This is a genomic window from Idiomarina loihiensis, from assembly GCF_024584785.1.
Lineage (GTDB): Bacteria > Pseudomonadota > Gammaproteobacteria > Enterobacterales > Alteromonadaceae > Pseudidiomarina > Pseudidiomarina fusca.
Map to the genome: position 1 here is coordinate 67120 of NZ_CP074112.1, position 15955 is coordinate 83074.

Below are 15955 nucleotides of genomic sequence, written 5' to 3' on the forward strand. Positions count from 1 at the left end.
AGGATTTTTTTATGGCTGCAGTCATTACTATGTCAGATTTAGATTTAGCCGGTTTACGGGTACTGATTAGAGAAGATCTGAATGTTCCAATTCAAGCTGGCAAAGTTAGTTCAGATGCACGTTTGCGTGCTGCGTTACCAACCATTCAAGCAGCCGTAGCGGCTGGCGCAAAGGTGATGGTGATGTCGCACTTAGGGCGCCCGGAAGAAGGTGTCTACGACGCCGAGTTTTCATTGCAGCCGGTGGTAGATTGGTTAAACGAACATCTTGATGTACCGGTTCGTTTAGCCACTGATTATCTGAACGGCGTAGACGTGGCTGTAAATGAAGTTGTGGTGTTTGAAAATATTCGCTTTAATGTAGGTGAGAAGAAAAACGATGATGCTTTAGCACAAAAGTTAGCCGCTTTGTGCGATGTCTTTGTGATGGATGCATTTGGTACCGCGCACCGTGCTCAAGCATCTACTCACGGTGTTGCTAAATACGCTGATGTGGCTTGCGCCGGACCGTTACTTGCAGCCGAATTAGATGCGCTAGGTAAAGCATTAGCAAATCCTGCGCGGCCGTTAGTGGCTATTGTTGGTGGCTCGAAGGTTTCGACCAAGTTGACGGTATTAGAATCGTTATCTACGGTAGTAGATCAATTGATTGTCGGTGGTGGTATTGCCAATACCTTTATTGCCGCAGCCGGACACGGGGTTGGCAAATCTCTGTATGAAGCCGATTTACAAGCAGAAGCTAGTCGCTTAGTAGCTGCGGCACAATCCAAAGGTGGTGATATTCCACTTCCTTCAGATGTGGTTACCGGTAAAGAATTTAGTGCCACTGCAACAGCAGAAACCAAGCCGGTAACAGCTATTGCAACGGACGACATGGTGTTTGATATTGGTCCGGATACCGCTCAAGCTTTTGCCAAGATGTTAGAACAGGCTGGTACCATTGTTTGGAATGGCCCCGTTGGCGTATTTGAGTTCGACCAGTTTGGTGAAGGTACGCGAGTTTTAGCTGAAGCTATTGCTAACAGTAAGGCATTTTCGATTGCTGGCGGTGGTGATACTCTAGCTGCCATTGATAAATACGGAATTGCCGACAAAATCAGCTATATTTCTACGGGTGGCGGCGCATTTTTAGAATTTTTAGAAGGTAAAGAACTGCCGGCTGTGGCGATTTTGGAAGAACGCGCACAACACGGCTAAGCAGCTATCTATAAGCCAAATTACACAAAAATATTAGGAGAGATATTACATGGCTTTGATTTCATTACGTCAGTTGCTCGACCATGCAGCTGAGCAAGGCTACGGGGTACCGGCCTTTAACGTCAACAACTTAGAACAAATGCGGGCCATTATGATGGCAGCTGATGCTACCGATAGCCCGGTAATTGTACAAGCGTCTGCCGGTGCTCGCAGCTACGCTGGTGCACCTTTTTTGCGTCACTTGATTTTAGCCGCAATTGAAGAATGGCCACATATTCCTGTTGTTATGCACCAAGATCACGGCACCTCACCGGCGGTTTGTCAGCGTTCGATTCAATTGGGTTTTAGCTCAGTAATGATGGATGGCTCATTGCGCGAAGACGGTAAGACTCCGGCGGATTACGACTATAACGTACAAGTTACTCAGCAAACGGTAGCTATGGCGCATGCCTGTGGCGTATCGGTTGAAGGTGAGTTGGGTGTATTGGGTAGTTTAGAAACTGGTGAAGCTGGTGAAGAAGATGGCGTAGGTGCTGAAGGCAAGCTCACACACGACCAGCTGTTAACGGACCCAGAAGAAGCAGCACAGTTCGTTCGTGCCACTAATGTAGATGCGTTAGCTATTGCTTGTGGTACGTCGCACGGTGCCTATAAGTTTTCACGCCCACCAACCGGTGATATTTTAGCGATTGATCGAATTAAAGAAATCCACAAACGGATTCCAAATACCCACTTGGTCATGCACGGTTCGTCGTCAGTACCGCAAGAATGGTTAAAAGTTATCAATGAATTTGGTGGTGAAATCCCAGAAACTTATGGGGTTCCGGTTGAGCAAATCGTTGAAGGTATCAAACACGGCGTACGTAAAGTAAATATTGATACCGATTTACGTTTGGCATCAACGGGTGCTATCCGTCGCCACTTGGCACAGAACACCAGCAATTTTGACCCACGTAAATATTTAAAAGCTTCGACCGATGCTATGTACGAGATTTGTAAAGCTCGCTATGAAGCCTTTGGTTGTGCCGGTCAAGCAAGCAAAATCAAGGTTATTTCGCTAGAAGATATGTTCGGGCGCTACGAACGGGGCGAATTAGACGCTAAAGTAAATTAATCCAGGGTTTAGAATGCCATATCAAGAGGTTATACTAAGGGTATGGCTTTCTTTAGGATTGAAGTACTACCAAAAGGGGAAAATATGCGCTTAACTCAAGCTACTATTGCGATAATTAGTTTATTTGCCGTTGCTGGAACTGCACAGGCAAGTATTTTTATGTACGATGATGCCAGTGATTTAGATACCACGGCAAAAAAAGAGTGGGATGCAAGTGCTGAGTTAGGTCTGTTATTCACCTCTGGTAACACCGAAACTGAAACACTAAAGGCTAAATTGAATTTAGCCCGCGATTTTGAGAACTGGCGTCATAAAGGCGTGATTGATTATTATCGCTCGGAGCAAGTTGATCAAAATACTGGCGATACCATCACGACGGGTGATAAAACCTTTTTGTCCGGCCAAAGTAACTATAAATTTAGTCCTGAAAGCCGTTCTTCGTTATTTGTGTTCGGCTCTTACGAAGAAGACAAGTTCAGTGGTTATGAATACCAAGGCACGTTAGCTATTGGTTACGGTGCTCGTTATCGTTACAACGAAAAAATTTATGCCGACTACGAGGTAGGTCCTGGTTACTCGATGAGCAAGCCTATTGTTGGCGGCTTACCACAAGAACAAGAAACCAGCGCAATTTTGCGTTTGGCTGGTAACTTGGTGTGGGATGTGAGCAAAAACTCTAAATTCAATGCATTGGCTTCTACGGAAGTGGGTTCTGATAATACTAAAACCCGTGCCGAGGCTTCTATTTCTGCCAATATTAATAGCTCGTTGGCACTGAAGCTTTCTATCGCAGGTACTCATAACTCATTTTTAGAAGACTCTACGAAAGAAAAATTAGATACCGAAACTGCTGTTACTTTGGTTTATACCTTCTAACTTAGTTGTACTAAGTGATTATAATGGCGTGAATAAGACTGGGCCTTGATTAACTATCATCGCCCAGTCTTTTTTTGAGGTGAACCGGCTCTCGCGCTTTTCTTATTTTAAGGTTAAGTAGCTCCACCACCAAACTGAATGCCATAGCAAAGTAAACATAGCCTTTAGGAACATGAAAGCCGAGTCCTTCCCCCGTGAGCGTGAAGCCAATTAAGATCAGGAAGCTTAGTGCTAACATTTTTATGGTTGGATGATTATCCACAAAATCACCGATAGCTTTGGCGGCCACCATCATTACTAACACCGCAATAATAATAGCAATAATCATCACGGTCACGTAATCAACTAAACCGACCGCAGTAATGACTGAATCAAGTGAAAAAACGATATCAATCAGTGCAATTTGCACAATAATGGCACTGAAAGTAGCAGCTTTCGGAGTTTTTGTTTGATCGTGAGTGCCTTCTAGCGAGTGATGTATCTCAAGGGTACTTTTGGCTAATAAAAATAGGCCGCCACCAAACAAAATAAGATCTCTTCCTGAAAAACTTTGCCCGATGAGGCTGAACAGAGGTTCAGTTAACCCCATCACCCATACAATAGCTAGGAGCAAGGCAATACGCATGCCCATGGCCAGCATAAGTCCTAATTGCCTCGCGCGTTGTCGCTGCGCTGGCGGCAATCGACCGACCAAAATTGAAATAAAAATGATGTTATCTATGCCCAGAACTATCTCTAAAGCTGTGAGCGTGATTAGGGCGAGCCATGCCTCAGGTAGTAAAATCCATTCGAACATGATGAATTCTCTTTGTTGATTTGTTTTTAAATTACCATAAATCGGTTACTCTTTAAGCACAACTTTAATTTTTGCTTTGCGTGTACGAATAATCTTCGTTAGTATTCGCGCACCTCAAAGAGGTTGTATAAAACGTTTATTTCAGCAGCAACAAAGGCGAACTTTTATGTCTGCAAATTCGTTTCTTGGTATGTTTGCCAAGTCTCCGATCAAACCTATGATCGATCATATTGAGCAAGTGCACGATTGTGCCATGACGCTTAAACCCTTCTTTCAAGCCGTGTACTCAGGAAACTGGGACGAAGCAGAAATTCATCGCAAAGAAATCGTCAAAAAAGAGAAAGCAGCTGACGATATGAAGCGTGATATTCGCTTAAACCTTCCTAGCGGTTTGTTTATGCCGGTGGAACGTACCGATTTACTTGAGTTGGTATCGCAACAAGACCGCATTGCTAATAAAGCAAAAGATATCTCAGGCCTTATGACCGGCCGTGAAATGCAAATCCCTGCAGCTATGATAGAAGGCTTTGATGCTTATTTATCACGTTGTCTAGATGCTACCGATAAAGCAAAAGAAACCATTGGTGAATTTGACGATTTATTAGAAGTAGGCTTTAAAGGTCGTGAACGTCAAATCGTCGATAAAATGATTTCTGAGCTTGATGAAATTGAACAAGATACGGATGCCCTACAGGTGAAGTTACGTCGTCAATTGCGTGCTCTCGAAAATGAAATGAGCCCGTTAGATGCAATGTTCTTGTATCAAATTTTGGATTGGGTCGGTGACCTTGCAGATCTTGCTGAGCGCGTGGGTGCTCGCTTTGAATTGATGCTAGCCCGCGTCTAAGCCGGAGAATAATCAATGGATATTTTAACAACGTATAGCACGACGTTGATCTTGCTCGCCGCCGGTTTCGGCTTTTTTATGGCGTGGGGGATTGGTGCCAACGATGTCGCAAATGCGATGGGTACCTCGGTAGGTTCTAAAGCTTTAACCATCAAGCAAGCCATCATTGTAGCTATGATTTTTGAATTTGCTGGGGCTTACTTAGCTGGTGGTGAGGTTACCTCAACCATTCGTAAAGGTATTATCGACTCCGGTTATTTTGTCGATACACCAGAACTTTTGGTGTTTGGTATGATCGGCTCTTTGCTGGCAGCGGGAACCTGGCTACTTATCGCCTCTTGGGCCGGTTGGCCTGTATCAACCACTCATTCTATTATTGGCGCTATTGTTGGCTTCGCCGCAGTAGGTGTTGGCGTAGATTCAGTCTCTTGGGGCTCGGTGGTTGGTATTATCGGTAGTTGGGTTATTACCCCGATGATTGCCGGTTTAATTGCATACTTTGTATTCTTGAGTGCGCAAAAGCTTATCTTTGACCAAGAAAATCCGTTAGCTATGGCAAAACGCTATGTGCCTTTCTATATGGCTCTCACCGGTTTTATGATTTCGTTGGTGACCATCAAAAAAGGCTTAAAGCACGTTGGTATCGAAATGACCAGTACCGAAGGCTACTTAACGGCAATAGCCGTGGCAGCGGTGGTTGGGGTGCTAGGTAAAGTTGCCATTAGCCGCTTGAAATTTGATCCTGCTGCAGACAGGAATATGCATTACACCAACGTTGAGAAAGTCTTTGCGTTGTTAATGGTTGTTACTGCCTGTGCTATGGCCTTTGCCCACGGCTCAAACGATGTAGCCAATGCTATTGGTCCTGTTGCTGCAGTAGTAAGTATTGTTTCTAGTGGTGGCGAGATCTCCTCAAAAGCTGCATTAGCTTGGTGGGTGCTGCCGGTAGGTGCTGTAGGTATCGTGCTAGGCTTGGCCATGCTGGGGCGCCGTGTTATTGCGACTATTGGTAAAGGGATCACCCATTTAACCCCAAGTCGTGGCTTTGCGGCTGAGTTAGCTGCAGCTACCACCGTGGTCATCGCATCGGGTACTGGCTTACCTATTTCTACTACGCAAACTTTAGTTGGCGCAGTATTAGGGGTAGGCATGGCGCGTGGTATTGCGGCACTTAATTTAGGTGTGGTGCGCAATATCGTGGTGTCATGGGTAGTGACGCTACCTGCTGGTGCTATTATGTCGATTATTTTCTTCTATATTATTAAAGCTGCATTCGGCGCTTAATACTATTTTGAAAATAAACTGATAATCAGGTGATCTAATTGAATTGCCGTGAGCGTAATTAAAGCAACCGGTCTTGTATCGGTTGTCATCTCGTTTTAGCGCATCCTTAGTGATGCGCTTTTTTTTGCCCTGTTTGCAATGGCTAATAGTATGTCGTTCAGCCAAGGTTTGTGCGCGCTAAGTACCCGCCCGAGTTTTTTTTCTGCGATAAAAACGGTAAAGTACGCGCAATCTTAAACCGCCGTTCTTGATTGACGACGTATCGCCAAGGGTTTGGCCTAACTTAAATAAGTAACAGCTATGAATGTAAAAGATTTTGCCTTTGAATTACCCGATGAGCTAATCGCACGCTATCCACAACCCGAACGCAGTGCCAGCCGTTTGTTATGTTTAGATGGTCCTACGGGGCAAGTGCAGCACCAGCAGTTCAAGCAGATTGTAGAGCAACTGCAAGCCGGAGATTTACTGGTTTTCAATGATACTCGAGTTATTCCGGCACGGTTACTGGGCGAAAAAGTTTCGGGTGGCAAAGTTGAAGTCTTGGTTGAGCGCATTATCGATGAGCATCGAGCCTGGGTGCATTTGCGAAGTAATAGGTCACCGAAAGCGGGCGCACGAATGATTTTAGAAGGTGCGGTAGAAGTAGAAATGCTAGGGCGCAACGATGCCTTATTTGAATTGTACTTTCACACCGAGCAGCCGTTGTTAGAAGTGCTTGAGCAGTTCGGTCATATGCCCTTGCCACCTTATATTGATCGGCCTGACGAAGCGAGTGATAAAGAGCGCTATCAAACGGTCTACAATAAAAAGCCAGGAGCGGTGGCGGCGCCTACGGCTGGCTTACATTTTGATGAGACCATATTGCAGCAACTACGTGCTAAGGGAGTCGAGTTTGCTTATGTGACTTTGCACGTTGGGGCCGGAACTTTTCAGCCAGTACGAGTAGACAATATCACTGAACATCATATGCATAGTGAGTATGCCGAAGTGCCAGAGCAAACAGTGGCAGCGATTGCTGCTACCCGAGCTCGTGGTGGCCGTGTGATTGCCGTAGGTACCACCTCGGTACGGTCCTTAGAATCGGCAGCGCAAGCAGCAAAACAAGCGGGTACAGAGTTAGCGCCATTTTTTGCGGATACCGATATTTTTATCTATCCAGGTTATGAATTCCAACTAGTAGACGCCATGATTACGAATTTCCATTTACCGGAATCGACCCTGATCATGTTGGTTTCGGCATTTGCTGGGCAAGCTCAGGTGATGGCCGCTTACGCCGCAGCAGTAGCGGAAAAATATCGCTTCTTTAGCTACGGTGATGCAATGTTTGTGACCCGTCGCACCAGCTAAGGTATACTAAGCGCCTCGGACTGTTTTTCCGTGAACTACATAGATAGCGGTGATTAAATGAAATTTGAATTGTTAACAACCTCGGGCAAAGCGCGTCGTGGGCGTATGGTGTTTGAACGTGGCGTGGTGGAAACCCCAGCTTTTATGCCAGTAGGTACTGCCGGTACCGTTAAAGGTATGACCCCAGAAGAAGTTAAAGCAACAGGGGCCCAAATCTGTTTGGGTAATACCTTTCACTTAATGTTAAGACCAGGTACCTCAATCATCAAACAGCATGGTGATTTGCACGATTTTATGAATTGGGACAAACCGATTCTGACCGATTCTGGCGGCTTTCAGGTATTTAGCTTAGGTGAATTGCGCAAAATTACTGAAGAAGGTGTCACCTTCCGTTCGCCCATTAACGGTGAGAAAATTTTGCTGACCCCAGAAAAATCGATGGAAGTACAGCGTGATCTAGGCTCGGATATTGTCATGATCTTTGACGAATGTACTCCGTACCCAGCTACTCAAGCCGAAGCCCGTTCTTCGATGGAGCTGTCATTGCGCTGGGCTGAGCGCTCAAAAGCTGCGCACGGTGATAATCCTTCGGCGTTATTTGGCATCATTCAAGGTGGTATGTACGAAGAGTTGCGTACCATTTCACTTGAGGGGCTTACTGATATCGGTTTTGATGGCTATGCCATTGGCGGGCTATCGGTTGGTGAGCCGAAAGAAGATATGATGCGGGTGTTAGATTATATTACTCCTGCGATGCCGATTGATAAGCCTCGTTATTTGATGGGTGTTGGTAAGCCTGAAGATTTAGTTGAAGCTGTTCGTCGTGGTGTCGACATGTTTGATTGCGTGATGCCAACCCGTAACGCTCGTAACGGTCATTTATTTATCAGTACCGGAGTGGTAAAAATTCGTAACGCAGTGCATCGCACCGATACCGGGCCATTAGACCCTGAGTGCGATTGCTACACCTGTAAGAATTATTCTCGCGCCTACTTGCATCATTTGGATCGTTCCAATGAAATGTTAGGTGGTCGTTTGAATACCATTCACAACCTGCATTTTTATCAAAAAGTAATGCAGGATTTACGTGATGCTATAGAAGCCGATCGGCTAGAAGAACACGTCGCTGAATTTTATGCTAAGCGTGGTCTACCTGTCCCAGAGCTCAAGTAAGTTGGTTTTGTAACCGCTTCTTGTAAGCTAAAAGAAAGCCCCGCCAGTGTCACCACTGCGGGGCTTTTTAGTTGGTGCTTCGCGCATCAAGCACTAGATAGCGCGCGCAATATCTAAGATATAAGGCTTGATACCGGCAAAGAAGAATTCAACAGCAATCAGCATCACAATCAGGCCCATCAATCGCATCAAAATCTTACTGCCACTGCGTCCGAGTTTTGCCATAAATTGACGCCCACTAGCTAGAACGAAAGCAGTGAGAATACAAACTGCAACGATAGCAGCGAATAAGCTAATGGTGTTGCTAGTTGCGGGACTTTCCTGAATAAATAGAATCACCATGGTAATGGCGCCCGGGCCAGCAACCATGGGAATGCCGATTGGAGTTACCGCAACGTCAGAACCAAAATCAGCTTCGCTTTCACCATCAACGCGTTTAGGTACAGTGCGCCCACGCAACATTTCAAAGCCCATCACAAAGAATAAAATACCGCCGGCTACGCGCAATCCGTTAACAGATATATTAAAAAAGCTAAAAATAGCTTCGCCCACTAAGGCAAAAGTACAAAGTGCGATACAGGCTGTTATTGAGGCGCGCATGGCTACCCACCGAGCAGCCTTAGGTGTCATGGCTTCAGTTAAAGCAATATAAATGGGAATCGCCGCTATGGGATTGATCATGGTAAATAGCGAGGTAAACTGAAAGAGAAAGGTTTCTAGCATGGTGGCACTCCGGCAAATGGGTTGAGCTATTCTACCTGTTGCTCACAAAGTTAACAAAAAAATCATTCAATTCAGCAGGATTATCTTTGCTCCGACATTGTGTGTCGTAAGCTGATGGCATACTAACACGCAAGTCAGTTCTTTGGAGGTGGTAGGTTAAACTTCACCAGCTTTGTTCAGCCTTCGCTGATGAAACTACCACTTCCAATCCTCCCAAACGGTCAGCTGTGATTTAAATGCCAGATAGGCTTTACATCGCGATCTTAACTCGCTACAATTCAGCACCAATTTTGATCATCGTGGTTATATTTTAACCAGTACCGATAACCAACAACCGAATTTTCATTGAGGTGAGATTTTAATGCCAGTTGTTAAAGTAAAAGAAAACGAGCCGTTTGACGTAGCTTTACGTCGTTTTAAGCGCTCTTGCGAGAAAGCAGGTGTATTGTCTGAAGTACGTAGCCGTGAATTCTACGAGAAGCCTACTTCAGAGCGTAAGCGCAAGAAAGCCGCTGCGGTTAAGCGTCACGCGAAGAAATTATCTCGCGAGAACGCACGTCGTACTCGTCTGTACTAAGTAACTGGTACCGTAGCGGCGCAGCCGACGGCGGTGTCACTACAGCACAGACCTCAAAAGCCGGATTGAGTCTTCTCAGTTCGGTTTTTTTGTGGGCGTCATTCTCGAAGCTCTAACATCTAGATAAAGCGATTCAACCGTTACAACGAGTTAGTAGTTGGGGTACACTGACGCCATGATCTGAACTACCTCCACAGCAATGGTGTGCAGTACTTTTTACCTACTATGCTGTGCTTTAGGTGATGCCCAAATGGAACCTTTATGGCTGGTCTGATTCCCAAAAGCTTTATCCATGATCTATTGGATCGCGCTGATATTGTCGAGATTGTCGATAGCCGAGTGCCACTTAAGCGGGCTGGTAGAAATTACCAGGCCTGTTGTCCCTTTCATAGTGAAAAAAGCCCCAGTTTTACGGTGGCTCCAGACAAACAGTTCTATCACTGTTTTGGCTGTGGTGAACACGGTAATGCCATTGATTTTTTGATGAAATTTGATGGTCTCGAGTTTCCTGAAGCGGTTGAAGAACTAGCTGGAATCATGGGGGTTGAAGTGCCTCGCGAAACCAGCGCTAATCCACAAGCTGATGCCCGCCAACGAGCGCAAGCCGCTGATGATTATCAGCAAATGGAACAGGCGGCAAAGTATTTTGCGCATCAGTTACGTCATCATGCCAAGAGTAGCCAAGTTATCGACTACTTGAAAGGTCGTGGTTTAAGCGGTGCTGTGGTGAAAGACTTTCAGATCGGTTATGCCCCTGATGGCTGGGATGGACTACTACTCAGTTTGGCGAAAAATCACAAAGATCGTCAGCAGCTATTTGATCTTAAATTAGTGAATCGTAATGAAAACCAGCGCTACTACGACTTTTTTCGGGACCGCATTATGTTTCCGATCCGCGATCGTCGTGGTCGGGTGGTCGGTTTTGGTGGACGGATCATCACGGGTGACGGACCGAAATATTTGAACTCGCCAGAAACACGAATTTTTCATAAAGGACGCGAACTCTATGGCTTTTATGAAGCCAAGAAAGCGCACAAACAATTAGCTCAGGTGGTCATAGTTGAGGGTTATATGGATGTGGTTGCCTTGGCTCAAGCCGGAATCACTTACGCGGTAGCATCCCTCGGTACGGCCACAACAGCAGACCAGTTACAGCTGTTATTTCGTGCCACCACACAAGTCACCTGTTGTTATGACGGTGATAGAGCTGGCCGAGATGCTGCTTGGCGGGCGCTAGAAAATGCACTGCCATTATTAAACGATGGCTTAGCGTTAAACTTTTTGTTTTTACCCGATGGTGAAGACCCCGACACTATTGTGCGTAAAGAGGGAGCGGAGGCATTTAGCGCACGCTTGCAACAAGCACAGAGCTTCATAGACTACTTTTTTAGTCACCTCACAGAAACTATTGATGTGAGTAGTGATGCCGGCAAATCAATGCTATTGAAGCAAGCAACACCGTTGATAGAAAGAGTAGCAAGCGAATTTTATCGGGAAGAATTACTGAATCGATTGGCACGTTTGTTACGCCGCGAAACCTCGCAGCTTAAACAACAAATAAAAGCACCTACCAGCCAACACCGCCGCCCCGAGCAGCTTAAAATGACGCCTATGCGGCGCGCTATCGGGTTATTGGTACAGCACCCGCAGCTAGGGCGAGAGATTCCTTTGCATAAAGAGCTGATTGAATTAAAGCAACCAGGTATTGAATTGTTATTAGCCCTGCATGAACAGACACAGCAGCAACAGTTAACTACTGCGCAGTTACTCGAGTTGTGGCGCGATCAGCCCGAAGAAAAAGCATTGCGACAATTAGCAAGTTGGGAACATCACCTAGATGAAGAGCACGTTGCGCAAGAATTCTTTGATACCTTTCTCTATTTTATTGATCAATATATGGAACAGCGTGCTAGTGAGTTACTGGCCAAAGAGCAACAAGCACCGCTAAGCAAAGAAGAAAAGCAAGAGTACATGGTGTTATTGCAATACCGTTCGGATCGTGGAAAACGCTAATAAGTGGTGGAATAGCCTATTCCATGGCTCTTTATTTTAAACAAAAACGATGAAAAACAAAATGTTATTAGAGTTGGCACAAGCTTTGCTTTAGTTATCAAGTCAGTTTGACTTACTCACTTTATTAATAAAAAACAGATTACTAGGAGATGTTATGAGATCTTTTGTGGCACCTAAGCAGGTCGTTGCTTTGATGACTGTCGCGGCACTAAGCCTTGGTTTAAGTGGTTGTATTATCGTGACTGAAACCGAGCACCGGCAGAGTTCATCTGAAGTTGCAGATAAAGAGCAGCGTAATCGCCAGATTATTGCTTCATTGCAAGAAAATACCAGTGTGGCTACCGTAGAAGCTGAGCTAGGTGTACCGGAATTTTCAGATCTAGTGACTCGTGATGGTAAGCGCTATCGAGTCCTTTACTATCGTACTCAACGGGTTCATGCTGATGGTAATACCACCCGCGATGAGTGTACTCCGCTGGTATTTAAAGATGGCCAGTTAATAGGCACAGGGGAACTCGCTGTCGCACAAATCCCCACAAACAACTGATTAATTTCTGGCTCAAAACGACAGTATCTGCTACAATTTCCGGTCTTGAATTTTACACCTCACGCACTTATTTAATTAAGGTAGTGGTCATACATTAATTAAGTTGCCGAAGTGAAGACCGGTTACTTTTCTATTTAATAACAGGTGGTAGATCTGTATGCAGCAGAGTCGTCAATCACAACTCAGACTTCTTATTGCCAAAGGCAAAGAGCAAGGGTATCTCACTTTTTCAGAAGTGAATGATCACCTTCCTTCTGAGATCGTTGATTCGGATCAAATCGAAGACATCATCGGCATGATCAATGATATGGGTATTCAGGTGTTCGAAAGTGCCCCTGATGCCGATGAATTGATGATGAGCGAAGATACCGCCGACGAAGATGCGGCAGAGGCTGCTGCGCAAGCTTTAGCAAGCGTTGACGGCGAGCTTGGTCGCACCACTGACCCCGTACGTATGTACATGCGTGAGATGGGTACCGTTGAGCTGTTAACTCGTGAAGGCGAGATTGACATTGCTAAGCGTATTGAAGATGGGATTAACCAAGTTCAGTGCTCAGTAGCAGAATATCCTGAAGCCATCAACTTCTTGCTAGAGCAATGGGATTCGTGTGAAGCGGAAGAAATGCGCTTAACCGATATTATCTCTGGTTTTATCGATCCTAACGAAGTGGATGCAGCGCCGGTTAGTGCTACTCACATCGGCTCAGAATTAAGCGAAGACGAGCTTGAAGACGATGATGATGATGCCGATGAAGACGACGATAGCGATGACGATAGCTCTGATAGCGGTATAGATCCTGAGTTTGCTCGTCAAAAGTTTGCCGAATTACGTGAACAGTACGAAAAAACTCGTACTGCTATTAGCAAGCATGGTCGTGAGCACGCCAAGGCCCGCACTGAAATTGAAGCCTTAAGTGAATTGTTTAAGCAGTTCCGCTTAGTGCCTAAGCAGTTTGATCGCTTAGTTAAAGACATGCGTGACATGATGCATCGAGTGCGAGTGCAAGAGCGCTTGATCATGAAGATGTGTGTAGAGCAAGCGGCTATGCCAAAACGCTCATTCATGAAGGTTTTTGCCGGTAACGAAAATAGTACCAGCTGGTTAACAGCAGCGATTGCAGAAGGTGAGGCCTACTCGGCCGTCTTACAAGAGCTACAACCAGAGGTAGAACGTTGTATTCATAAGTTAGCCGAAGTTGAAGTTGAAACTGGGTTAACTATTGCCAAAGTAAAAGATATTAATCGTCGCATGTCGATTGGCGAAGCCAAAGCGCGTCGTGCTAAAAAGGAAATGGTTGAAGCTAACTTACGTTTGGTTATTTCCATCGCGAAAAAATACACCAACCGCGGTTTGCAGTTCCTTGATCTCATTCAGGAAGGGAACATCGGTTTGATGAAGGCCGTTGACAAGTTTGAATATCGCCGTGGTTATAAGTTCTCAACTTACGCTACATGGTGGATTCGTCAGGCGATTACTCGTTCAATTGCTGACCAAGCCCGTACCATCCGTATTCCTGTGCATATGATTGAGACTATCAATAAACTCAATCGTATTTCACGTCAAATGTTGCAAGAGATGGGACGTGAGCCAAGTCCGGAAGAGCTTGCCGAACGTATGGTGATGCCTGAGGATAAGATTCGCAAAGTTCTGAAAATTGCGAAAGAGCCGATCTCAATGGAAACTCCTATCGGTGATGATGAAGATTCACATTTAGGTGATTTCATCGAGGATACTACCCTTGATTTACCAGTGGACTCGGCTACTTCAGAAAGCTTACGTAATGCCGTTCGCGAGGTGCTAGGTGGTTTAACTCAGCGCGAAGCGAAAGTTCTACGGATGCGTTTTGGGATTGATATGAATACCGATCATACCTTGGAAGAGGTAGGTAAGCAGTTTGACGTAACTCGTGAGAGGATTCGTCAAATAGAAGCTAAGGCGCTTCGTAAATTGCGTCATCCAAGTCGTTCAGAACAGTTGAAATCCTTCTTGGACGAATAACACGGAACGACTGAGATTTATATCGGTCATAAGAAGCTCTAGAGCTAGCTCTAGGGCTTTTTTTATTTTTGCGGCTAAATTTGCTAAAATAGCGGCAACTTCGCTGAAAAGGATGAATCATGATCGATATAGATCAGAGTAAAACCGTAACCCAGCAACCAGGACGCATTGTTGATGCGCACTTTCATATCTACAATGACGCATTTCCTTTAATCGAGAATCAAGGTTTTTTGCCATCGCAGTTTTTGATTGAAGACTACCTGCATCGTACTAAGCATTTTAACATCGTAGGTGGGGTGATTGTCTCTGGCTCGGTGCAAGGTTTTGACCAGAATTACTTGAAGGCCGCTTTAGCAGCCATGGGACCGAATTTTGTGGGTATCACTAATTTACCGAGTTCAGTCTCCGATGCCGAAATTTTGAAACTGCGTGAGCATCGTATTCGCGGTATCCGTGTTAATTTAAAACGTGGCGTGGTCAGTGGTTTAGATAATCTAGTAGATTTTGGGAAGAGGATATGGGATCTCGCTGGCTGGCATCTTGAAATGTATGTTGATAGCCGCGAACTCGATGAAGTGGTGCCGAAATTGATCAAATTGCCGAAGGCCTCGATAGACCATTTAGGTATGGCTCGGTCAGGTTTGTCGCAAGTGCAAAAGCTCGCCGAGCATGGGGTTAAGATTAAAGCGAGTGGTTTTGGTCGCACTGAAGTAGACGTAGCCAAAGCTGTTAAGGCTATTTATAGCGTTAATCCAGACAGTTTAATGTTTGGTACAGATTTGCCTTCAACCCGAGCAGAACGGCCATTTAATGTGCGCGATATTGAGACTGTGTGTGAAGCCCTAGGCGATACGAAAGCTATCGACAAAGTCTTTGCTCAAAACGCAGCTGATTTCTACCATTTAACCTTATAAAAAACTCGGCAAGGGTCATGACAAGCGGGTCGAAATTTCATATACTTGCGCCCGCTTTGTTAATCGCATAGGTTAACAACCATGTCTCGTATGGCCCCTTAGCTCAGTGGTTAGAGCAGCCGACTCATAATCGGTTGGTCCCCAGTTCAAATCTGGGAGGGGCCACCATTTTTAAAGCCTTTATGGCTGATGTTATCCGCGTACTTCAAATGCCCAGACTACTTTCGTACCACAATGGTGCTGTAACCATTTGTGCATGGCCGCGCTAACGAATAGTGGATTTAGCGTTGCAAACTCAAATGCGTCCATTCATTCGGCGGCGGGAGGCCAAGTAGGAGGGTGTTCAATATTCTGTGTCAGCGAAGTTTTCATACCCGAACCTCACCGGGCAAGATAATTGTCGCTGAGGTGAACCTGTTTTACTCCGTTGCCACCGTATTCATGCTTAACGAGATATTCCACGGTAGTAGGTGCTCAAGATCATCTCCATCGCTTATCAGTGGTAATTGCTTGAATAGAGCCATAAGGTAATCTACCAGTATCAGGCCG

At 45.4% G+C, this 15955-nt stretch carries 15 protein-coding genes and 1 tRNA gene; 13 read left to right on the top strand and 3 right to left on the bottom strand.

Features of this window, described 5'->3' with window-relative positions; all coding sequences use genetic code 11:
• Positions 1–11 precede the first annotated feature (11 nt).
• The 3 genes from KGF88_RS00315 (at position 12) to KGF88_RS00325 (ending at position 3186) form a co-directional block, all read left to right on the top strand.
• Complete coding sequence (locus KGF88_RS00315) at positions 12–1196, top strand: phosphoglycerate kinase (RefSeq protein ID WP_153826775.1); 1185 nt, start codon at positions 12–14, stop codon at positions 1194–1196.
• Positions 1197–1245: 49 nt separating this feature from the next.
• Complete coding sequence (gene fba / locus KGF88_RS00320; RefSeq protein WP_110075854.1) at positions 1246–2310, top strand: class II fructose-bisphosphate aldolase; 1065 nt, start codon at positions 1246–1248, stop codon at positions 2308–2310.
• Positions 2311–2394: 84 nt separating this feature from the next.
• Entirely contained in the window at positions 2395–3186 is a 792-nt protein-coding gene (locus KGF88_RS00325) for a DUF481 domain-containing protein (RefSeq protein WP_228759534.1), read from the top strand.
• A gap of 49 nt (positions 3187–3235) precedes the next feature.
• Here KGF88_RS00325 and KGF88_RS00330 read toward each other — a convergent pair whose 3' ends face one another.
• Positions 3236–3982 (bottom strand): TerC family protein, encoded by a 747-nt coding sequence (locus tag KGF88_RS00330; RefSeq protein ID WP_153826774.1) that lies wholly within the window; start codon positions 3980–3982, stop codon positions 3236–3238.
• A gap of 166 nt (positions 3983–4148) precedes the next feature.
• Between KGF88_RS00330 and KGF88_RS00335 the strand changes: the two genes are divergently transcribed.
• From KGF88_RS00335 to tgt, 4 genes are all read left to right on the top strand, one after another.
• Positions 4149–4829, top strand: a complete 681-nt coding sequence (locus KGF88_RS00335; RefSeq protein ID WP_110075852.1) for a TIGR00153 family protein — start codon at positions 4149–4151, stop codon at positions 4827–4829.
• Positions 4830–4844: 15 nt separating this feature from the next.
• A complete protein-coding gene (locus KGF88_RS00340) occupies positions 4845–6113 on the top strand; it encodes an inorganic phosphate transporter (protein WP_110075851.1) in 1269 nt (422 codons plus the stop codon).
• 300 nt (positions 6114–6413) lie between these two features.
• Positions 6414–7460, top strand: coding sequence for a tRNA preQ1(34) S-adenosylmethionine ribosyltransferase-isomerase QueA (gene queA / locus KGF88_RS00345; protein WP_110075850.1), 1047 nt, complete (start codon positions 6414–6416; stop codon positions 7458–7460).
• A 57-nt stretch (positions 7461–7517) separates the two neighbouring features.
• A complete protein-coding gene (gene tgt, locus KGF88_RS00350; protein ID WP_110075849.1) occupies positions 7518–8633 on the top strand; it encodes a tRNA guanosine(34) transglycosylase Tgt in 1116 nt (371 codons plus the stop codon).
• A gap of 93 nt (positions 8634–8726) precedes the next feature.
• Here tgt and KGF88_RS00355 read toward each other — a convergent pair whose 3' ends face one another.
• Positions 8727–9356, bottom strand: coding sequence for a MarC family protein (locus tag KGF88_RS00355; protein WP_110075848.1), 630 nt, complete (start codon positions 9354–9356; stop codon positions 8727–8729).
• A gap of 361 nt (positions 9357–9717) precedes the next feature.
• On the opposite strand from KGF88_RS00355, the gene rpsU reads away from it, so the two are divergent.
• The 6 genes from rpsU to KGF88_RS00385 all read left to right on the top strand — a co-directional run bounded on the left by rpsU (position 9718) and on the right by KGF88_RS00385 (position 15574).
• Positions 9718–9933, top strand: a complete 216-nt coding sequence (gene rpsU, locus KGF88_RS00360) for a 30S ribosomal protein S21 (RefSeq protein ID WP_110075847.1) — start codon at positions 9718–9720, stop codon at positions 9931–9933.
• Between the two features lie 261 nt (positions 9934–10194).
• A complete protein-coding gene (gene dnaG / locus KGF88_RS00365; protein ID WP_110075846.1) occupies positions 10195–11946 on the top strand; it encodes a DNA primase in 1752 nt (583 codons plus the stop codon).
• Positions 11947–12100: 154 nt separating this feature from the next.
• Positions 12101–12493: a DUF3192 domain-containing protein gene (locus KGF88_RS00370; RefSeq protein ID WP_153826773.1), complete on the top strand. Its 393-nt coding sequence runs from the start codon at positions 12101–12103 to the stop codon at positions 12491–12493.
• Between the two features lie 157 nt (positions 12494–12650).
• Positions 12651–14492 carry an RNA polymerase sigma factor RpoD gene (rpoD, locus tag KGF88_RS00375; RefSeq protein WP_110075844.1) on the top strand — a complete coding sequence of 614 codons (1842 nt, stop codon included), beginning with the start codon at positions 12651–12653 and terminating at the stop codon, positions 14490–14492.
• A gap of 119 nt (positions 14493–14611) precedes the next feature.
• Positions 14612–15406, top strand: coding sequence for an amidohydrolase family protein (locus tag KGF88_RS00380; RefSeq protein WP_153826772.1), 795 nt, complete (start codon positions 14612–14614; stop codon positions 15404–15406).
• Between the two features lie 92 nt (positions 15407–15498).
• A tRNA-Ile gene (locus KGF88_RS00385) sits at positions 15499–15574 on the top strand.
• A gap of 251 nt (positions 15575–15825) precedes the next feature.
• On the opposite strand, the gene KGF88_RS13880 is transcribed toward KGF88_RS00385, so the two are convergent.
• Positions 15826–15930, bottom strand: coding sequence for a hypothetical protein (locus KGF88_RS13880; protein ID WP_238387086.1), 105 nt, complete (start codon positions 15928–15930; stop codon positions 15826–15828).
• Positions 15931–15955: the final 25 nt, after the last annotated feature.